This is a genomic window from Zobellella denitrificans (assembly GCF_002237365.1).
Lineage (GTDB): Bacteria > Pseudomonadota > Gammaproteobacteria > Enterobacterales > Aeromonadaceae > Oceanimonas > Oceanimonas denitrificans.
In genome coordinates, this window is sequence record NZ_NMUO01000074.1 from 1 (window position 1) to 20,055 (window position 20,055).

The 20,055-nt window shown below is 64.9% G+C and carries 21 protein-coding genes; 16 read left to right on the plus strand and 5 right to left on the minus strand.

What is annotated here, in order from left to right; all coding sequences use genetic code 11:
* From CGX12_RS14290 to CGX12_RS14305, 4 genes are all read right to left on the minus strand, one after another.
* Window positions 1–168 (minus strand): glycosyltransferase (locus CGX12_RS14290; RefSeq protein ID WP_368073558.1); only part of this gene is annotated, 168 nt, incomplete at its 3' end.
* A complete protein-coding gene (arsS, locus tag CGX12_RS14295) occupies window positions 165–1,133 on the minus strand; it encodes an arsenosugar biosynthesis radical SAM (seleno)protein ArsS (RefSeq protein ID WP_094040540.1) in 969 nt (322 codons plus the stop codon). The genes CGX12_RS14290 and arsS, both read right to left, overlap by 4 nt.
* Before the next feature lie 139 nt (window positions 1,134–1,272).
* On the minus strand, window positions 1,273–1,485 hold the full coding sequence (locus tag CGX12_RS14300) for a zf-HC2 domain-containing protein (protein ID WP_094040541.1): 213 nt from the start codon (window positions 1,483–1,485) through the stop codon (window positions 1,273–1,275).
* Window positions 1,479–2,093 (minus strand): RNA polymerase factor sigma-70, encoded by a 615-nt coding sequence (locus CGX12_RS14305; protein WP_094040542.1) that lies wholly within the window; start codon window positions 2,091–2,093, stop codon window positions 1,479–1,481. The genes CGX12_RS14300 and CGX12_RS14305 overlap by 7 nt, the downstream gene beginning before the upstream one ends.
* 399 nt (window positions 2,094–2,492) lie before the next feature.
* Between CGX12_RS14305 and mtnK the strand changes: the two genes are divergently transcribed.
* The 10 genes from mtnK (at window position 2,493) to CGX12_RS14350 (ending at window position 13,350) form a co-directional block, all read left to right on the plus strand.
* On the plus strand, window positions 2,493–3,707 hold the full coding sequence (gene mtnK / locus CGX12_RS14310) for an S-methyl-5-thioribose kinase (RefSeq protein WP_094040543.1): 1,215 nt from the start codon (window positions 2,493–2,495) through the stop codon (window positions 3,705–3,707).
* Window positions 3,708–3,883: 176 nt separating this feature from the next.
* Window positions 3,884–5,062, plus strand: coding sequence for a sensor domain-containing phosphodiesterase (locus CGX12_RS14315; protein ID WP_217898186.1), 1,179 nt, complete (start codon window positions 3,884–3,886; stop codon window positions 5,060–5,062).
* 45 nt (window positions 5,063–5,107) lie between these two features.
* Window positions 5,108–5,257, plus strand: a complete 150-nt coding sequence (locus CGX12_RS19905) for a hypothetical protein (RefSeq protein WP_176442075.1) — start codon at window positions 5,108–5,110, stop codon at window positions 5,255–5,257.
* A 209-nt stretch (window positions 5,258–5,466) separates the two neighbouring features.
* Complete coding sequence (locus CGX12_RS14320) at window positions 5,467–6,570, plus strand: calcium/sodium antiporter (RefSeq protein WP_094040545.1); 1,104 nt, start codon at window positions 5,467–5,469, stop codon at window positions 6,568–6,570.
* A 194-nt stretch (window positions 6,571–6,764) separates the two neighbouring features.
* Window positions 6,765–7,676 (plus strand): LysR family transcriptional regulator, encoded by a 912-nt coding sequence (locus CGX12_RS14325; RefSeq protein WP_094040546.1) that lies wholly within the window; start codon window positions 6,765–6,767, stop codon window positions 7,674–7,676.
* Window positions 7,677–7,823: 147 nt separating this feature from the next.
* Entirely contained in the window at window positions 7,824–9,167 is a 1,344-nt protein-coding gene (aptA, locus tag CGX12_RS14330) for an omega-aminotransferase AptA (protein WP_094040547.1), read from the plus strand.
* Between the two features lie 52 nt (window positions 9,168–9,219).
* Window positions 9,220–10,710, plus strand: a complete 1,491-nt coding sequence (locus CGX12_RS14335; RefSeq protein WP_094040548.1) for a CoA-acylating methylmalonate-semialdehyde dehydrogenase — start codon at window positions 9,220–9,222, stop codon at window positions 10,708–10,710.
* 203 nt (window positions 10,711–10,913) lie between these two features.
* Entirely contained in the window at window positions 10,914–11,576 is a 663-nt protein-coding gene (locus CGX12_RS14340) for a dienelactone hydrolase family protein (protein WP_094040549.1), read from the plus strand.
* A 139-nt stretch (window positions 11,577–11,715) separates the two neighbouring features.
* Window positions 11,716–12,900: an AAA family ATPase gene (locus tag CGX12_RS14345; RefSeq protein ID WP_094040550.1), complete on the plus strand. Its 1,185-nt coding sequence runs from the start codon at window positions 11,716–11,718 to the stop codon at window positions 12,898–12,900.
* A 3-nt stretch (window positions 12,901–12,903) separates the two neighbouring features.
* Window positions 12,904–13,350 (plus strand): hypothetical protein, encoded by a 447-nt coding sequence (locus CGX12_RS14350; protein ID WP_094040551.1) that lies wholly within the window; start codon window positions 12,904–12,906, stop codon window positions 13,348–13,350.
* 208 nt (window positions 13,351–13,558) lie between these two features.
* On the opposite strand, the gene CGX12_RS14355 is transcribed toward CGX12_RS14350, so the two are convergent.
* Window positions 13,559–14,230 (minus strand): dihydrodipicolinate synthase family protein, encoded by a 672-nt coding sequence (locus tag CGX12_RS14355; protein WP_094040552.1) that lies wholly within the window; start codon window positions 14,228–14,230, stop codon window positions 13,559–13,561.
* A 122-nt stretch (window positions 14,231–14,352) separates the two neighbouring features.
* On the opposite strand from CGX12_RS14355, the gene CGX12_RS14360 reads away from it, so the two are divergent.
* From CGX12_RS14360 to CGX12_RS14385, 6 genes are all read left to right on the plus strand, one after another.
* Window positions 14,353–15,498 carry an RNA-guided endonuclease InsQ/TnpB family protein gene (locus CGX12_RS14360; protein ID WP_094040553.1) on the plus strand — a complete coding sequence of 382 codons (1,146 nt, stop codon included), beginning with the start codon at window positions 14,353–14,355 and terminating at the stop codon, window positions 15,496–15,498.
* 343 nt (window positions 15,499–15,841) lie between these two features.
* On the plus strand, window positions 15,842–16,927 hold the full coding sequence (locus CGX12_RS14365; protein ID WP_094040554.1) for a fatty acid desaturase family protein: 1,086 nt from the start codon (window positions 15,842–15,844) through the stop codon (window positions 16,925–16,927).
* A 24-nt stretch (window positions 16,928–16,951) separates the two neighbouring features.
* Window positions 16,952–17,266 (plus strand): MocE family 2Fe-2S type ferredoxin, encoded by a 315-nt coding sequence (locus CGX12_RS14370; RefSeq protein WP_094040555.1) that lies wholly within the window; start codon window positions 16,952–16,954, stop codon window positions 17,264–17,266.
* Window positions 17,267–17,273: 7 nt separating this feature from the next.
* Window positions 17,274–18,506: an NAD(P)/FAD-dependent oxidoreductase gene (locus CGX12_RS14375; RefSeq protein WP_094040557.1), complete on the plus strand. Its 1,233-nt coding sequence runs from the start codon at window positions 17,274–17,276 to the stop codon at window positions 18,504–18,506.
* On the plus strand, window positions 18,503–19,342 hold the full coding sequence (locus tag CGX12_RS14380; RefSeq protein WP_094040556.1) for a sugar phosphate isomerase/epimerase family protein: 840 nt from the start codon (window positions 18,503–18,505) through the stop codon (window positions 19,340–19,342). Before CGX12_RS14375 ends, CGX12_RS14380 begins: the two co-directional genes overlap by 4 nt.
* Before the next feature lie 389 nt (window positions 19,343–19,731).
* Window positions 19,732–20,055 (plus strand): LacI family DNA-binding transcriptional regulator (locus CGX12_RS14385; protein WP_142995636.1); only part of this gene is annotated, 324 nt, incomplete at its 3' end.

Consider the following 20,055-nt stretch of genomic DNA (forward strand, 5'->3'; position numbering starts at 1 on the left):
GGTGACGACCTTGGCACCGGCCCGGCGGGCCAGGGCAACGGACTCGTCCGTGCTGCCGCCGTCCACCAGGATCACCTCGGTCTGGCCGCCCTCAAGCGGCAGCGCGGCCAGGGTATGGGGCAGGACGGCGGCTTCGTTCAACACCGGCATAATGATCGACATCGTCATGACGGCTCCTTGTGCAGGGCGCCGCCGCAGCTGCTGCCCTGGCCGGCGGTGCAGCCGTAGCAGTGCTCGGCCACCCGGATGGGCTGGCCGTCCAGCTCGCGGCCCAGCAGATCGCGCAGGTGCGGGCGGCCCGCGCCGGGCAGGCGCAGCCCCAGTTGCTGGTTGAAATCGCAGTCGTACAAATACCCCTGCCAGTCCACGCTCACCAGGTTGCGGCACATCAGCCCCGGCAGATTGGCGGCGGAGAAGTTTTCCTTCAGCAGGCGCAGGTAGTCGTGGAACTGGCGCTTGCTGAGCAGGTAGTCGCCGAAGCGTTTGATCGGCATGTTGGCCAGGGCGAACAGCCGGTTGAAGCGGATGCCGAAGTGCTCCCCCAGCTCGCGCTTGTAGTCGGCTTCCAGCGCCGCCTGGGGCGGCGGCAGGCTGGGGCCCTGGGGATTGTAGACAAGGTTGAGCTCAAGCCCCGAGCCGGGCTGGCCGTACCCCAGCCGGTTGAGTGCCTGCAGGGCGAGGATGCTCTTGTCGAAGGTGCCCTTGCCCCGCTGCTTGTCGACGTTGTCCACCGAATAACAGGGCAGGGAAGCCACCACCTCCACCCCCTGTCCGGCAAGGAACTCGGCCAGGTCGTCCTGGCCCGGCTCGAACAGTATGGTGAGGTTGCAGCGATCGATCACCTTCACCCCCAGGGCGCGGGCGGCACGCACCAGCGCCCTAAAGCCCGGGTGCAGCTCGGGGGCGCCGCCGGTGAGATCCAGGGTCGACAGCCCTCGGGCCCGCAGCACCTCGGGGATCAGCGCCAGGTTGTCCTCGTCCATCATCTCGGTACGGTGGGGGCCGGCGGCCACGTGGCAGTGCACGCACTTCATGTTGCACTTGTAGCCCAGGTTCACCTGCAGGGTATCGAGCCGGTGGCGGCGGATGGCCGGAAAGTCGGTCAGATCCAGCAACGGCAGGGTGTCTCTCATGGCGGTTCTCCACGGATGGCAAGGGATAAGCTAACGTCGTGCCAGGGGGGCTGATTGTTACAACCGGTTCGATTCCGTTTCGTCTAAAGCTTATACCCGGCGTGCGGCAAAGATCTTTCAGGCTGAATGCACGGCAGGCTCATTGTTCGGGCTCCTGCTGCTGCGGGTTGTCGTTGTCGGGACGATCGGCGTAGCGCCTGGCTATCCGGCGGATCACCGGCAACTGCTGCTCGAAGTTGCGGCAGCCCTTGCACATCAGGGTGTGCAGCTTCAGCGCCAGCTTTTCGCCGGCGGCCAGGGGCCTGTCCTGGCTCTCCGACATCAGTTGGGTGGCTTGTCGACAATTCAGCATGAGCAGTCTCCTTGCAGTTGCCATTTGTTTTCCAGGCATTCGCGCAGGCGCAGGCGGGCGCGGTACAGCAGCACATTGAGGTTGCTGACCGTGAGTTCAAGCTCGCGGCATATTTCGCTGCTTTCCAGATTTATAAACTCCCGCATCATAAACACCCGTCCCTGGTTGGCGGGCAGGTGATCCAGGCAGAACTCGAAAATCGTCCAGAATTGCTCGTCCTCGAAGCTGGCTTCGGGGGAGCTCCAGCGGACGGGCATTTCTTCCCGGTGCCAACGGCCGCTCCGGTTGAACAGCAGCGCTTCCGGATCCTGCTCTTCATCGCTGCCCAGGCTGGACACCGCGATCAGCCGCTGGTTCTTGCGAATGATGTCGGCAATTTTGTTGCGCAGTATGGCGAACACCCAGTTCTTGTAGGCGGCCTGGCCCTTGAAGGAGTCGGCGTACTTGAGGGCGCCGAGCAGGGCCTCCTGCACCGCGTCCTCCGCCAGGTGGGCATCCTTGAGCTGCAGCCTGGCAAAGCGGAGCATCTGCCGGCGCAGTTCCTCGGATAACAGCTCGGGACGGGCGGCGTGCTGTCCGTCCCGGCTCATTTCATGTCGTTGGGGCATGGGGCCTCTTTATGCAGGCTGTGATGAGTGTGAGTAGACTGTAGCCCCAAAAAACCGGGTGTTCAGCCTTGCCCATCTTCTGATGGTGAGTCGTTTTACCGGCACTATTCTTACACTGGTTCGAAAATATTTTTTACCGGCTGTAATCACAGCGGCGTTCGGCCGACTGTAACCGGGTATGAGTACAGGGATGATCGCAACCGGCTCGGCCTTATCCTGTAGGCGCCCGTTTACGTGGCGCAAACCTGCAAAGGAGAGGCGCGCGGAAATTGGGCGCCGTATTCCCCGGTTTGTGCCGGCTAAAGCGGCACCTACAGCGGCACCTACAGCGACGGCTACGCAGGGATAGCGTGGCCTAAGTTTTAAACCATAGTGTCTTGGAACCAACGAGGTCTGCCCATGAGCCGATACCATGTTTTTACCCCCGAGCACGCCATCGACTACGCCCGCCGGCACGGCCCCGGCTTCGACACCGCCGCCCGGCTGTCGGCGGCGGAAGTGGGCGACGGCAACCTCAACCAGGTGTTCCGGGTGGTGGATGACGCCGGCGGGCGCAGCGTTATCGTCAAGCAGGCGCTGCCCTACATCCGCTGCGTGGGCGAGTCCTGGCCCCTGACCCGGGAGCGGGCCAGGATAGAGGCCGGGGTGCTGCGGCGCCATGGCGAGCATTGCCCCGAGCACACGGTGGCGTTGCTGCACCAGAACGCCGGGCTGTCGGTGCTGATGCTGGAGGATCTGTCGGCGTGGCGGCTGTGGCGACAGGCCCTGATGGCGGGCGAGGCGCCGGCGGAAACGGCGGACCGGCTGGGGCATTACCTGGCACGGGTGCTCTATCACGGCTCCGATTTTCACCTGGCATCCATAGCCAAGCGGGCCGAGATGGTGCGGTTCAGCAACCCGGAGCTGTGCGCCGCCACCGAAACGGTGTTCTTCGACGACCCTTATCACGACCATCCGCGCAACCAGATCGCGCCCGCCCTGCGTCCCCTGGCCGAGCAGCTGTGGCGGGACGGTCCCCTCAAACGCCGGGTGGCGGCGCTCAAGCACCGCTTTCTGTGCGATGCCGAGGCCCTGCTGCACGGCGACCTGCACACCGGCTCGGTGTTCGTGACCGAGGGCGGGCTCAAGGTGTTCGACGCCGAATTCGGCTGTTACGGCCCCATGGGCTTCGATCTGGGCTCGGCCATCGGCAACCTGCTGCTCAACCACTGCGGCCAGCCCGGCCTGCACCCGGGGGAAAAGGGGCGGGCAGAGCAGCGGCGGCGGCGGGAGGAGGTGCAGACCCTGTGGCGGCGGTTCCACGACGACTTCACCGCCCTGGCGGCGGGCTGCGCGGATCCGGCCCTGGCCGAGCCGGGCTATGTGGCCGACTTTCTGGCCCGGGTGTGGCGGGACAGCCTGGGCTATGCCGGCACCGAGCTTATCCGCCGCACCATCGGCATCGCCCAGGTGGCGGATCTGAACGGCATCGAGGAGGAGGCGACGCGGCTCGCCTGCCAGCGCACCGCCCTGACCCTGGGGCGGGCGCTGATCCTCGAGGCCGACACCCTGGCCGGCGGCAAGGAGCTGGCAGCGCTGGTGGTGGCGTGCAGACAGCCGTCCGGGGAGAATTAACGAAACCAGCTCATCGGCTGAACAGCAGCCAGGCTCCGCTCAGGACAAAGAGGGCGCCTGCGTTTGAATGGGACAGCGGCCTCGCATTCTGCAAGGCGTGGCAGCAATGCTCCAGAGTCGTTGAATGATCATCTACAATGATAGGCGCATCACGCCAGGATATTCCAAGGACAGATATGACCGCCAACCACCGTTCTTCCCATGAAATCGTAATGGAAACGCTACACTCGGTACGTACCCTGCTCGGCATGGAAGTGGCATTTGTCTCGGTGTTCACGGGTGGGCGGCGCGTCTTTCGTTACGTGGATTCACAAGGGGGCGCCACACCTGTCCGCGTAGGCGCTTCGGATCCTCTGGAAGAAAGCTATTGCCAGCGCGTGGTTGACGGCCGTCTGCCTGAGCTGATCCAGGACGCAACGCAAATCCCTGAGGCACTGACCTTGCCGGCGACGATGGCGTTGCCGGTGGGTGCCCACCTGAGCATCCCGATCCGCTTCAGCGACGGGCAGGTCTACGGCACATTTTGCTGCTTCAGCACCTTTCCCGACAGTACCTTGAATGATCGCGATATCCGGGCGATGCGGCTCTTTGCCGAGATGACTGGCAAGCTCCTGGAGAGGCAGGTAGCCGAGGAAGAAGCCTGCAACCAACTCGTCACTCGCCTTCGAGCCGTGATCGATGAGGAGCTTTTCAGTATGGTCTACCAGCCGATTATCCGTGTCGACCAGCACAAGGTCGTCGGCTACGAGGCGCTGGCGCGGTTTTCGGCAGAACCGGTGCGCTCGCCCGACCAATGGTTCAATGAAGCCGCAGAGGTCGGTCTCCAGGAAGAATTGGAGTTGGCCGTGATCAAGAAGGCATTGCAGGGGTTGGCCCATCTCCCCGAAGATACCTACCTCTCACTCAATGTCTCGCCGGAAACCCTTCTGAAGGGTTCCGTCGCGTCCGTTTTGGAGGGATATCCCTTCGAGCGCTTGATGTTGGAAGTCACTGAACATGTGTCCGTCACCGACTATTCCTTGATCGCTACTGTACTCGTGCCCATGCGGCAACGGGGCTTGCGCTTGGCGGTAGACGACGCCGGCGCCGGGTTCGCCAGTTTCCGCCACATTCTCAAATTGCAGCCGGACGTGATCAAACTCGATGTGAGCTTGATCCGGAGAATCGACACCGATACAGGGTGCCGCGCTTTTACCGCTGCCATCGTTCGGTTTGCCGAGGAGACGGGCAGCAAGGTTGTTGCAGAAGGGGTTGAAACTGACGCTGAGCTCAACGCTTTGCGCAAGCTAAAGGTCAATAAGGCGCAGGGGTATCTGCTGGGACGCCCCACGCCAATCGAAGCGTTGCTGTTCTGAGAGCGTAATAGGGGAGGATCCCCTTACTCCTTCCCAGCGCCTAAGGTGGCCGGGATCAAGGCGGTGGCGGCGTTGATCAACGACAGTTTCACCACCACCCTGGGCCGGGCCCCGTTCATCTCGTTCAGCACCTTCCTGGCCCTGCTGCGGCCCACCGCCGAACAAATGCGCAAGGAACTGGATTTGCTGCCTTAGAGCACCGATCAGTTTAAAACGTGAGCAGTACGATGTTTTACCTGTAGGCGCCCGTTTACGTGGCGCAAACCTGCCAACGGCGTGGGGTGTGGAAATTGGGCGCCGTCTTCCCGTCGGCTGAAGCGACGGCTACAGCGGCACAAATCGGCAGCTACGCAGAGCCGGGCTGCCTGATTTTTAAACTATACGGTGCCTTAGGAGACAATGCGATGACCTGGTTGATGCTGATAACGGGATTGCTGCTGCTGATCCTGGGCGCCGATCTCCTGGTGCGGGGGGCGGCCCGGCTGGCCGCCAGCCTGGGGGTGCCGGCCCTGGTGATCGGCCTCACCGTGGTGGCCTTCGGCACCAGCGCGCCGGAGCTGGCGGTGAGCGTCAAGTCCGCCTGGGCCGGCCAGGCGGAGCTGGCCATCGCCAACGTGGTGGGCAGCAACATCTTCAACGTGCTGTTCATCCTCGGCCTGGCGGCGCTGATCTCGCCCCTGGTGGTGTCGAAGCAGCTGATCCGCCAGGATGTGCCCATCATGATACTGGTGTCGGTGGTGGCCGTGCTGATGGCCTGGGACGGCACCCTGGGCCGGGGCGAGGCGGTGCTGCTGTTCACCGGCCTGCTCGGCTACACCGCCTTCCTGTTCGTGCAGGGCCGACGGCAGGGCATGGACACGGCGGACGAGGAGGTCGACGAGCTGATACGCCGGCCCGTGCCCGCCTGGCAGAACCTGCTGCTGGTGGCGGGCGGCCTGGTGCTGCTGGTGGCGGGCGCGCGCTGGCTGGTGCAGAGCGCGGTGCAGATCGCCGCGTCTTTCGGGGTGAGCGAGGCGGTGATCGGGCTGACCATCGTCGCCGCCGGCACCTCGCTGCCGGAGGTGATGACCTCGGTGATCGCCACCCTCAAGGGGCAGCGGGATATCGCCATCGGCAACGTGGTGGGCAGCAACGTGTTCAACATCCTGTGCGTGCTCGGCCTCTCTAGCCTGGTCTCGCCGGCGCCGCTGCTGGCCGGTACCCAACTGGCCAGCCTGGACATGCCGGTGATGCTGGGGGTGGCGGTGCTGTGCCTGCCGCTGTTCTTCGTGGGTGCCAGGCTCACCCGCTTCGAAGGGCTGCTCTTCCTCGTCCTCTACCTGGCCTATGTGTGGTACATGGTGGCGCTGACCCTGGCCGCCGGCTACCTGCCCCGGCTCGGCGCGGGCATCGTCTACGGGCTGATCCCGCTGGTGGTGCTCTACGTGGCCGCCACCCTGGGGCGGGATCTGTGGCGCCGGCGGCGGGGAGCGGAGCCCGCCGCGCCCCGTGATAACCGAGCACCGTGACTCACTTGGGATCCGTTCCGGGCTCTGGCCAGCGGCTGAGCGGCAGCCATGAAGACGGCTCGCCGAGGCCCTGGGAGGCGCCCAGCGAGATAACCGATGAGTTCATGCCCTCAAGCCGCCGGTGAGGCTTGCACCGGCGCCATGGTTGAGTTAACTCTGTAGTAACCTAGCTTTTGTTGAGTAAATGCAAAACCATGAGATCAAAAACGCCCTTGTCCCAGGTGACCGACTTCGATCTGCGCCTGCTGCGCCTGTTCAAGGTGGTGGCGGAGTGCGGGAGCTTTTCCGCCGCCGAAAGCGCCCTGGGGGTGACCCGTTCGGCGGTGAGCCTGCAGATGAGCGATCTGGAAAAGCGCCTGGGCATGCGCCTGTGCCAGCGCGGCCGGGCGGGCTTTGCCCTGACCGACGAGGGCAGGGAAGTGCTGCGGGCGGGGGAAGTGCTGCTGAGCGCGGTGGAAAACTTTCGCGCCGAGATCAACCAGATCAACCGGCAACTGCGGGGCGAGCTCAATATCGGCATCGTCAACAACCTGGTGACTCAACCCCATATGGAGATCACCCGCGCCCTGAAGGCGCTGCGCGGGCGCAGCGACGAAATCCGGGTCAACATCAGCATGAGCACCCCCGGCGAGATAGAGCGGGGGCTGTTCGACGGCCGCCTGCACGTGGGCGCCATTCCCCTGACCACGCCGCTTTCGGGCCTGGACTACCGCCTGCTCTACGAGGAGCGCTCCAGCCTCTATTGCAGCCGCGAGCACCCGTTGTTTCATGCCGACACCGAGCCGGACGACGACACCCTGGGCTCGGTCGACGCCGTGGTGCCCGGCTATCCCATGACGGCGCAGGCCATGGGCCTGCACCGGCAACTGAACTGCACCGCCACCGCCTCCGATCGGGAGGGCATCGCCTTTTTGATCCTCACCGGCAGCTACATCGGCTATCTGCCGGATCACTATGCCGCCAATTGGGTCGCCAAGGGGCAGATGAAGCCCCTGTGCCCGGAGCGGCTGTTTTTCGATGCGCCCCTGGCCATGGTCACCCGCAAGGGACGCCGCCCCAATCTGCTGCTGGAGAGTTTTCTCGACTCCCTGCAAGCCCCCCGCTGAATGGCGGCTGCTGCCGCCCCGGTGCCCGGGCTGAAAAGTTAAGCATTGGCTTACCTATGGTTAAATACATTTGAATTTAACTTAACCAAACCGGGCGCCAGAATGGTCCTGTTATCGCTTTCCATCAACGGCAGCAGGGATTGGATCATGGCTAAACAGGATATTCTGCAGCGCGCCGGCCTGAGCCCCGCGCAGCTCGACGCCTACTGGATGCCCTACACCGGCAACCGCCAGTTCAAACAGGATCCGCGCATCATCGTCGGCGCCGAGGGGTGCTACTATCGGGATGTGGACGGTCGCCGGATCTTCGACGGCCTGTCCGGGCTCTGGACCTGCGGCGCCGGCCACAACAGGCCCGAGATCGCCGAGGCGGTGGCCAGGCAGCTGCGCGAACTCGACTATGCCCCGGCCTTCCAGTTCGGCCATCCCAAGGCGTTCGAGCTGGCCCATCGCATCCGCGAGCTGACGCCCGCCGGCCTCGACTACGTCTTTTTCACCGGCTCCGGCTCCGAGAGCGCCGACACCGCCCTGAAAATAGCCCGGGCCTACTGGCGCAAGAAGGGCAAGGCCGGCAAGACCAAGCTGATCGGTCGCGCCAAGGGCTACCACGGCGTCAACTTCGGTGGCATCAGCCTGGGCGGCATCGGCCCCAACCGGGCCCTGTTCGGCCAGGGGATCGATGCCGACCACCTGCCCCATACCCTGCTGAAGGAGAATGCCTTCACCCGTGGCATGCCAGGGAAGGGCGCCGACAAGGCCGAGGATCTGCTGGAGCTGATTGCGCTGCACGACGCCTCCAATATCGCCGCCGTCATCGTCGAGCCGCTGGCCGGCTCCGCCGGCGTGATCCCGCCGCCGGTGGGCTATTTGAAGCGGCTGCGCGAGATCTGCGATGCGCACGACATCCTGCTGATCTTCGACGAGGTGATCACCGGTTTCGGCCGCATGGGATCCATGACCGGCGCCGAGGAGTTCGGGGTGGTGCCGGACATCATGAACGTGGCCAAGCAGCTGACCAACGGCGCCGTGCCCATGGGGGCGGTGATCTGCCAGGGCGAGATCTACCACATCTTTATGGAGCAGGGCGGGCCCGACTATCTGCTCGAGCTGCCCCACGGCTACACCTATTCCGGCCATCCGGTGGCCTGCGCCGCGGCGCTGGCGTCGCTCGATATCCTCCAGCAGGACCAACTCGTTCCCCGCGTGAAGGAGCTGGCGCCGTATTTCGAGAATGCGCTGCACGGCCTGAAAGGCACCCGTTATATCAGCGATATCCGCAACTACGGTCTGGCCGGCGCCCTGCAGATCGAAAGCTACCCCGGCGAGCCGGCGCGCCGCCCCTTCGAGATTGCGATGAAGTGCTGGCAGAAGGGTTTTTACGTGCGTTACGGCGGCGACACCATCCAGCTGGGCCTGCCCTTTATCGTGGAGCGGGAAGAGATAGACCGGCTGGTCAACGCCCTGGGCGAGGCCATCGGCGAGCTGGACTGAGCCCCGGCCACCGTCGCGAAAGACAAAAATTCACATCAAGCGAGGTACATGGATGAAGATTATCGGCCACCTGATCAACGGCACCATCGTGACCGACGGCACCCGCACCCAGGACGTGTTCAACCCCTCCACCGGCGAGGTTGCCAAGCAGGTGGCCCTGGCCGGCAAGGCCGCGGTGGAGGAGGCCATCGCCGCCGCCCAGGCCGCCTTTCCGGCCTGGCGCAACACCCCGCCGCTGAAGCGGGCGCGGGTCATGTATCGTTTCAAGCAACTACTGGAAGAGCATGCCGAGGAAATCTGCCGGCTGATCGGCGAGGAGCACGGCAAGATAGCGCACGACGCCATGGGTGAACTCACACGCGGCATCGAGAACGTCGAATACGCCTGCGGCGTGCCCGAGCTGCTCAAGGGCGAGCACAGCAAGAACGTGGGCCCGGCCATCGACTCCTGGAGCGAGTTCCAGCCGCTGGGCGTGGTGGCCGGCATCACCCCGTTCAACTTCCCCGCCATGGTGCCGCTGTGGATGTACCCCATGGCCATCGCCTGCGGCAACTGCTTCGTGCTCAAGCCCTCCGAGCGGGATCCGGGCTCGACCCTGTTCATCGCCCAGTTGTTGGTGGAAGCGGGCCTGCCGGCCGGGGTGATCAACGTGGTCAACGGCGACAAGGAAGCGGTCGACACCCTGCTCGACGACCCGCGGGTGCAGGCGGTGAGCTTCGTCGGCTCCACCCCCGTTGCCGAATACATCTACGCCAGGGCCAGTGCCAACGGCAAGCGCTGCCAGGCGCAGGGCGGGGCCAAGAACCACGCCATCGTGCTGCCCGATGCCGACATGGACAACGCCGTCAATGCCCTGACCGGTGCGGCCTTCGGCTCTTCCGGCGAGCGCTGCATGGCGTTGTCGGTGGCGGTGGCGGTGGGCGACGCGGCCGCCGAGGCCCTGGTGAGCAAGATGCAGGCGCAGATGCAAAGCCTCAAGGTCGGCGCCTTCAGCGAGCGGCAGAACGACTTCGGCCCGGTGATCACCAAGGCGCACATGGAAAAAGTAGTCGGCTACATCAACAGCGCCGAGGAGCAGGGCGCCGAGATAGTGGTGGACGGCCGCCACCCGAGCGTGCCCGGTTTTGACAACGGCTTTTTCGTGGGCGGCACCCTGATCGACCGGGTCACCCCGGACATGCTCTGCTACCGGGAAGAGATCTTCGGCCCGGTGCTGCTGGTGGTGCGGGTACAGACCATGCAGCAGGCGATGGAGCTGATCGATGCCCACGAATATGGCAACGGCACCTGCATCTTCACCCGCGACGGCGAGGCGGCCCGCTACTTCAGCGACAACATCCAGGTGGGCATGGTCGGCATCAACGTGCCGCTGCCGGTACCGGTGGCCTACCATTCCTTCGGCGGCTGGAAGCGTTCGCTGTTCGGCGATCTCTATGCCTACGGCCCCGACGCCGTGCGCTTCTACACCCGGCGCAAGACCATCACCCAGCGCTGGCCCTCGGCGGGGGTGCGCGAAGGGGTGCAGTTCGCCTTTCCATCCTGACGTAACAGGGGCGGGCGGTGTTTCGCTGCCCGCCGGCTCTCCCTTTTCTGCTCACCTCGAATGATCAATTTCAGCCCCTTTCATCCGGCGAGCGTCGTCACCGCCATCCCGGTGCCATAGTTGAAAGAGGATGGGCGCCGCCGGCCCATACCGGGCGGTTGGGGCGAACGGCGGCGTCGCCCGCCAGCGCGAGGAGGTGGATTATGGATGGGGCAGTGGTCCGGCGCGAGGTGCGGCTTAATGCCGCCGGTGTCACCCTGGACGGATTGCTGGCGTTGCCGGTGGGAGGGCAGGCCCTGGTGCTGTTTGCCCATGGCAGCGGCAGCAGCCGGTTCAGCCCGCGCAACCGGCTGGTGGCGGAGCGGCTCAATGCCGCCGGGATCGGTACCCTGCTGTTCGATCTGCTGACGGCGGATGAGCACCGCATCGACGAGGTGACGCGCGAGTTTCGCTTTAATATTCCGCTGCTGTCCCGGCGGCTGATCGGCGCCATCGACTGGGCGGACGGCGAGGCCGATACCCGGGCCTTGCGCCTCGGGCTGTTCGGATCCAGCACGGGGGCCGCGGCGGCCCTGCTGGCGGCCGCCGAACGTCCCCGGCGGGTGGCGGCGGTGGTGTCCAGAGGAGGGCGGCCCGATCTGGCGGGCGCGGCCTTGCCCAGGGTGCAGGCACCGACCCTGCTGCTCGTGGGTGGCGAGGACCATCAGGTGCTCGGCCTTAACCGCGAGGCGGCGCAACAGATGCGGATCCGCCCCCGGCTGGAAACCGTGGCGGGCGCCAGTCACCTGTTCGAAGAGCCGGGCACGCTGGACAGGGTGATCCAGCTGGCCATCGACTGGTTCGCGCGCCATCTGTGCCGGGATTGAGCCGGCATTGCCGAGGTACCACCCTGCGCTTTCTTCCGCTTTTTGTTCCTTGTGCTCGACCCAAAATTGTCGGTAAGGGCTTGCCAGACTGGCTGTTAAAGTGAAGGAATCAACAAAATTTTGTGGAAATTAAAAGAATATGATTGCTTCACTTCGGTTCAGCAACTTCTACAGCTTTGCCGACGACACCCTCGTCGACTTCACGCTGGGCAAAAAGCCTACGCCTTCCGGCTATGATATCGAGCTGGCCGATGCTCGCCTGAACAAGGTCATCGCCGTGGTGGGGGCCAACGGCTCGGGCAAAACCCAGTTCATCAAGCCGCTGGCGTTTTTAAGCTGGTTTATCTGTGATTCCTTTCTTAACAGCGATCCGGATCAGGACATCGTCTATGCGCCGCATGCGCTTTGCTCCGAAGAAGAAACCCGGATGGAGCTTGATTTTATCCTTGACGGCACCGAACACCGCTATCAGCTGGTGATGAAGGAGCACAGGGTGGTGAGTGAGGCACTCTTTGTTCGCACCAGCAGCCAGTTCAGCTATGTGTTCAAGCGCGAGCAAAGCGGGGGCGGGTATCATTTTCGGCAAAAAGGGTTTCCTTTTCCCAGGGCGCAGGCCGAGAGCCTGCGCGCCAATGCTTCCCTGCTGGCGGCAGCGCACAGCTACGACATCAAGGAAGCCAGGCCCTTTATTGAATATTTTCGCCGCATCGTCACCAACGTGGCCAGCAGTGGCCGGCGCCACTTTCAGCATGGAGCCGTGGTACATGCGGCCGAATTATACGAAAAGGCGCCCGAGCTGAAGGTGCGCATGGCCGAGGTGATGCGTGAATTCGACCTGGGGCTTGATGGCGTGGCCATCAGAAAACTTGAAGGCACCACCCAAGACGGCAAAACCGAAAGTTTCTACATGCCTTTTGGCGAGCATCGCACTACGTCGGGGGAAGCGTTTGAGCTGCCCTTTTTCGAGGAATCCAGCGGTACCCAGTCGGCCTTTGTGCTGCTGGAGCGGGTGCTCAGGGTGTTGCTTCAGGGTGGCCTGGCGGTGATCGATGAAATAGACAACGATTTGCACCCGCACCTGGTGCCCATCATGCTCGACTGGTTCCGGTTTGAGCACAGCAATCCGCACCAGGCTCAGATCGTCTTTACCTGCCACACGCCCGAGGTACTCAACCGTTTGCAAAAGCACCAGGTTTACCTGTGCGAAAAGCAGGATCAGTGCTCCACCGCCTGGCGGCTGGATGAGATGGCGGGTCTGCGCGCCGACGACAACCTTTACGCCAAATACATGGCCGGCGCCCTGGGCGCCGTCCCGGATGTATAAGCCATGAGCAAGCGCAAAGGCAGAAGCGTAAAAAAGCACCTGGTGGCGCACACCACGCTGCTGGTCGTGGGCGAGGGCGCGGACGACAAGGCCTTTATTACCAACGTGATCCGAACCCACAGGAACAGTGATTTTGACCGCCGTATTCTGGTGCTGGACTCGGATCTTCCGCCGGCTCAGGCCGAACGCCGCAAGGCGGAGCAGGCCGGTTATGACATTATCCTCTGGCGCCCCCAATGCCTGGAGGGCGCCCTGCTGGAAGTGTTGGGCGAAAGAATAGGCGCTCACGAAAACAGCCAGCAGCTCAAGCCGCGCCTTCACCCCCGCCTGGCCGACAGGCATACCGAACCGGCGGCCTACGCCGAGCTGTTTCCCAGGCCGGTGTTGGAAAAAACAACCAACGAGTCCGTTTGCTCCCTGCGCCATTACCTTGAAAACAAACAGAATTAATCGACGTCATACCTCCTGAACCGCCGAAGCATCTGCTGCCACTACACCTTTGACCAGAACGCATCGAGGGGAAACGCCGGGAGGTGCAGGAACTGGTGGAGCGCAGGCGGCCCGCCTGCCTTCGCGCGCAGCGTGAACCCCCGGCCAGGAAAGCAGCGCGTCAGCTTCGGACATAACTCCTACGCGGGCCGCCCTCCCTGCGGAGACCTTACGCCAACTTAAGCTCCGCCAGCCACTCGGCGAGCCGTTGCCGGTCGTGGCCGGCCAGGGTCTTGAGCGGCAGCGGCAGGCTGGGCGCCTCGGCCAGACCCAGCAGCTCGGCGGCGGTTGCGGTGACCCGCAGGCTGCCGTACTGGCGGAACAGCTCCCACATTGGCTGCAGCCGGCCGGACAACTGCAGGGCCCGGGCGGCCTCGGCGTCGTCCGGTACGCCGGGGATCTTGATGGAGGCCACCTGCGGCAGCCCCGCTATCCGGCCGTGCAGCTCGTCGCTGAAGGTGAAGTGGGTCGTGCCGGGGTTGTCGTAGACACAGAGCGGCACGGACAGGGTGCGGGTCACGTCCCGGTACAGGCCGAACACCTCGTCGTCCGACAGTTTCTGGTACGACACCGGCGCCAGCAGCACGCCGGCGGCTCCCGCCTGCTGGGCGTCTTCGGCCAGCTCCTGCACGGCGCGGGTGCGCAGGGCGCCGATGCCGGCGATCACCGGCACCGTCCCTGCATGCCGCACCGCCAACTGCACGATACGGGCCCGTTCGGCCCGCGTGAGGTAGGCATAGTTCCCCGTCGAGCCGAGCACGCCGATGGAGTCGACCCCGGCGCCGGCCAGGCGTTCGACCAGGCTGATGAAGGCGGCCTCGTCGATGCCGCTCTCGTTCATCGTTTTTACGCGAGAAACCTCGTCCTTCAGAGCGGGGAGGGGTAGCGCGCAGCCGTCAGGCTGCCCTGTTCTAGCTCTCCTTTTTGCTGGCTATTTATACAGCATTTGACTACGCTGAGCGTATGACGAAACGCGCCTACAAGTACCGGTTTTACCCTACGTCCAAGCAGGAACAGCTGTTGGCTCGGACCTTTGGCTGTGTGCGCTTTGTCTACAATTCGGTGTTGCGCCATCGAACCGATGCGTTCCAGCAGCGCAAGGAGAAGGTCGGTTACCTTGCGGCGAACGCCTTCCTGACTCAACTGAAGAAAACGCCCGGGGCGGCCTTCCTCAATGAGGTCAGTTCGGTGCCATTGCAACAGTGCCTTCGCCACCAGCAGGCCGCGTTCAGGCACTTCTTCGAGGGGCGCGCCAACTATCCCACGTTCAAGCGCAAGCGGCATCGTCAGTCGGCGGAGTTTACCCGCTCGGCATTCCAGTACCGCGACGGCCGCTTGTTCCTCGCCAAGTGCAAACAGCCGCTGGCGATACACTGGAGCCGTGAACTACCTTGCGAGCCGAGCACCGTCACCGTTTCCAGGGACTCGGCAGGCCGTTACTTCGTCTCCTGCCTGTGCGAGTTCCATCCCGAGACGCTGCCCATAACCCCGAGGATGGTCGGTATCGACCTCGGCCTGAAAGACCTGTTCGTCACCAGTGACGGGCATCGAACCGGCAACCCCCGCCATACCGCGACATATGCGGCTAGGCTGGTCAGGGCGCAGCGGCGGCTGAGCAAGAAGAAGCTCGGCTCCAGGAACCGTGCCAAGGCGCGGCAGAAGGTGGCCCGACTTCACGCCAAGATCGCCGATTGCCGGATGGACGGCTTGCACAAGCTGTCCCGCAGACTGATTAACGAGAACCAAGTGATCTGCGTCGAATCCCTCAAGGTGAAGAACATGCTGCGCCATCCACGACTCGCCAAGTCCATCAGCGATGCGGGCTGGGGGGAGTTTGTGCGCCAGCTTGAGTACAAGGCGGAGTGGGCGGGACGCAAACTGGTCGCCATCGACCAGTGGTATCCGTCCAGCAAGCTTTGCTCCTGCTGTGGGCATGTGCTGGACAACCTGCCGCTGTCCGTACGCGCCTGGAGCTGCCCCGAATGTGCCACCGAACATGACCGCGATGTTAACGCGGCGGTCAACATTAAAGCCGCCGGGCTGGCGGTGTTAGCCCTTGGAGAGAATGTAAGCGGCATGGGGCCAGTCTCCGTGTCCGGTTCTCGGTGAATTGGGAATCCCCTTCTTTCAGGAAGGGGAGAAGTCAAGGGGTGAGGGGAAATGCGCTGAGGCCTGCAAACATCTTGGTTTCTCCGGTGACAGGGGGGCGGGCAGGGATCACATACTAATGCCTATGCGCCCAGATGGCACAGCCGCTTGATGACACCGTTTTTGCCATGACCGCGTAAGCCGTTACCTTTGTCCGCCTGTTTGGGCATGAGCGTTGCCTGTTTAGGTAAGCCCGAAGCGTTGATGCTTTTGCATCAACGCCGTGCTGTTTAACGGTTAACGCTTTGTTTACTTTTCCTGTCGAGGGGCCCGCCTGGGCCGCACCACAGACAGGAACAACACCATGACCGCATCCGCAAGCACACGCGATTACCGCCTCACCGGCCCGAGCGCCCGGGAGGCGGTGGCCCGGGGCCTGGCCTCGGCCCAGTGGTACCAGACCCCGGTACCGCGCAAAACCCTCAAGGCGCTGATGCAGCGCCAGGACCGCAGCGCCATCCGCGATACCCTGCTGTGGTGGGCGCTGCTGCTGCTGTTCGCTACCTTAGGATTGCTGGCCTGGGGCAGCTGGCTGGCGGTGCCCTGTTTTCTGGTTTATGGCGTGCTGTACAGCTCGGCGTCGGACTCCCGCTGGCACGAGTGCAGCCACGGCACCGCCTTCCGCACCCCCTGGATGAACGATCTGGTCTATCGCCAGGCCAGCTTCATGATCCTGCGCGAGCCCACCGTCTGGCGCTGGAGCCACGCCCGCCACCACACCGACACCATCATCGTCGGCCTGGATCCGGAGATTAACGCGCCCCGTCCCACCCCGGTGCTGCGCCACCTGCTCGGGCTGCTGGCCATTCCCGCCGTGCTGGGCACCCTGAAAAGCCTGCTGCGCCACAGCGGCGGCCGGCTCACCGAGGACGAGCGGGCCTTCATTCCCGAGATGGAGTGGCCCAAGGTGTTCCAGCAGGCACGCATGTACCTGGCCCTGCAGATGGCCGTGCTGCTGCTGGCGGTAGGGCTGCAGTCCTGGCTGCCGGTGATGCTGGTGGGAGTGCTGCCCACCATGTACGGCGCCTGGCTGGCCTACCTGTTCGGGCTGACCCAGCACGCCGGCCTGGCCGACAACGTGCTGGATCACCGCAAGAACAGCCGCACCATCCGCATGAACCCGGTGTTCCGCTTTATCTACTGGAACATGAACTATCACACCGAGCACCACATGTACCCCATGGTGCCCTATCACGCGCTGCCGGCCCTGCACGAGCAGATCAAGCACGATCTGCCGCCGGTGTATCCCAGCACCTGGGCGGCCCTGTGCGAACTGGTGCCGGCCCTGTGGCGCCAGCGCCAGGACCCGGATTATTTCGTCGACCGGCCGCTGCCGGCGGCGGCCGAACCACCCGCCGACGCCGACCTGCGGCCGGCCCATTCCCTGTAAGTCCCCCTGGGGGAGGAGAGCAAGATGAGCAACTGGATAGACGTGTGCGCCTTCGACGATATCGACCAAGAGGATGTCATTCGGGTCGACCGCGGCGAGCGGACCCTGGCCATATACCGCAGCCCGGACGACGAGGTGTTCGCCACCGCCGGGCTCTGCACCCATGAGGCGGTGCACCTGGCCGACGGCCTGGTGATGGGCGACATCATCGAGTGCCCCAAGCACAACGGCCGTTTCAACTACAAGACCGGCGAGGCCAAGAACGCCCCCGCCTGCGTCCACCTCAAGACCTATGCCGCCAAAGTGGAAGGCGGCCGGGTCTACGTCTGCCTGGAGTGAGGTGAGCATGGACGAGCGCATCATCATCATCGGCGCCGGCGAGGCCGGCATCCGCGCCGCCCTCACCCTGCGCCAACAGGGCTGCCGGACGCCGATCACCCTGTTCGGCGACGAGCCCCACGCCCCCTACGAGCGGCCGCCCCTGTCCAAGGCCGGGGGCGGCGAGCCGGTGGCCATCGGCGACCTGGTGGCCATGGAACGGGTCGAGCTGCGCCTGGGTGAGCGGGTGGAACATATCGACCGGGCCCATCGCCAGCTGGTTACCCAGCACGGCGAGCGCCTGCCCTACCGGCAACTGCTGCTGGCCACCGGCGCCCGTGCCCGGCGGCTGGTGCTGCCCGGCCTGGCGGAGGACGCGGCCCTGACCCTGCGCACCCTGGATGACGCCCGCCGCATCTTCGCCCGGGTGGCCCCGGGCAAAAGGGTGGTCATCGTCGGCGGCGGCTTCGTCGGCCTGGAGCTGGCCGCCGCCCTGATCGGCAAGGGCGCACGGGTCAGCCTGCTCGAAAGCCAGCCCCGGCTGCTGCAGCGGGCGGTGCCGGCGGAACTGGCCCGCGTCGTCGAGGAGGAGCATCGGGCGCGGGGCGTGGCGCTTTACCTGGGCGTGGGCATAGTGCGGGCCGAGCCCCGGGGCGAGGGCGCCCGGCTGACGCTCAATGACGGCCGCGAGCTCAAGGCCGAGCTGCTGGTGGCCGGCATCGGATCCGAGCCCAACACCCAGCTGGCCGCCGGCGCCGGGCTGGTGCTCGACAACGGCATCGCCGTGGATGTCGAGCTTCGCACCAGCGATCCGGCCATCTTCGCCGCCGGCGACTGCTGCTCCTTTCCCCATGCCCTGTACCGGCAACAGCGGCTGCGGCTGGAATCCTGGCGCTGCGCCCGGGAGCAGGGCGAAACCGCCGCCCTCAACATGCTGGGCGGCCGGCACGCTTACGCCCCGGCGCCCTGGTTCTGGTCGGATCAATTCGATCTGGGCCTGCAGATAGTGGGCCTGCCCCATCTGGCCGGTCGCACCCTGTGCCGAGAGCTGGGTGAGCGGGCCCGGCTACTGTTCCACCTGGACCGGGACGGCCGGCTGCTGGCCGCGAGCGGCATCGGCCCCGGCAACACCGTGGCCAAGGACATCAAGCTGGCCGAGCGGCTGATCAACCTGGGGGCCAGCCCCGATCCCGCGCTGCTCGCCGATCCCGGCGTCAGGCTCAAGCAACTGTTGTCCGCCGCCACCGGGGAGGCCGCATGAAACTGTTGATCCTGCAATCCATGTGGGCCATGGAAAACATCCTGCCGGGCGGCGACACCCTGCCGCTGCCCGAGGCGGTCCGGCGCATTGCCGAGCACGGCTTTGCCGGGGTGACCGACCACTTTACCGATCGCCGCCACGTGCGGCGGCTCACCCAGGAGCTGCGGCCGCTGGGGCTGACCGCCGAGGCCCAGTGTTTCCCCCAAAGCGTGGACGAGCTGCAGCCGACCCTGGAGCTGGCGGCCGAGTTCGGCTGCCACCACGTCACCATCCAGCCCGATGTGCGCACCCGCGACAAGCAGGCGGCGCTGGCCCTGCTGCGGGGCTGGCAGCGGCTGGCGGAGCAGGTGGACTTTCCGGTGCTGGTGGAGACCCACCGCTACCGGCTGACCAACGATCTGTTCTTCACCCTGGAGCTGCTGGAGGAGCTGCCGAGCCTCCAACTGGTGGGGGACTTGTCCCATTACGTGGCCGGGCACGAGTTGCCGCTGGTGGAGGGCGACCCCCAGGCCGAGGCACAGCTCAGGGAGATCATGCGCCACTGCCACGCCTACCACGGCCGGGTGTCCAACTGCGAGCAGGTGCAACTGCCGATAAGCTTTGCCCAGCACCAGCCCTGGCTGGAGCAGTACCGCCGGCTGTGGCACTGGGGCTTTGCCAACTGGTGCGCGCGGGCCGCCCCCGGCGACAGCCTGGCCTTCACCTGCGAGCTGGGCACCCGTCCCTATGCCATCACCGGCGCGGACGGGCAGGACATCACCGACCGCTGGGCCGAATCCCTGCAACTCAAGCAACTGGCCGAAACCATCTGGGCGGAAGTGGCGGCGCAAGCCTAGGCTCGTTGGAGCGCAGGCGGCCCGCCTGCATTCACGCGCAGCGTGAACCTTCGGGTTGGCTTACCACACCGCAGATTTAAAAAGGCGCGGGGCAGAACAGGCATCGCGGGTTGGGCTGTGCCTTCCCCACCTCGGTGCCACCCTCATGCGGGCGGGCCGCCCGCGCCCCAAGACACAGCCTAAGTTTTAAACTATATGGCGTTCTAGGCTCGTTGGAGCGCAGGCGGCCCGCCTGCTTTTGCCGCGTAGCGGCAACCCTGGCAGGTGGCGCCGGTGCTGGATGCCGGTCAGCGCCTGCGCGGGCATGACGGGGAATACTGGATACTCGTTCCCCCCTTGTGCTGAAATGGCGGCCTTAGCGGCAACAACCTGATGCAAGGCGGAGCAGCGTGAAAAAAACCACCATCGTCGAGATCGCCGAACGGGCGGGCGTGGGCCGGGCCACGGTGGACCGGGTGCTGAACGAGCGGGGCAACGTCACCCCGGCCACCGCCGAGCGGGTATTGCGGGCGGCCCGGGAGCTGGGGCTGAAACGCACCCTGCCGGACGCCTGGCAGCCGCTGCGCCACCTGGAGGTGGTGCTCTGCGACAACGGCGCCAGCTTTTTCCGCCGGCTGGAGCAGGGCTTTGTGCGCGCCGCCGAGGTGCTCGGCAAGCGTCAACTGGTGCTGCACCGCACCCTGGTGCGCGAGCCGGAGCCGGAACGGCTGGCC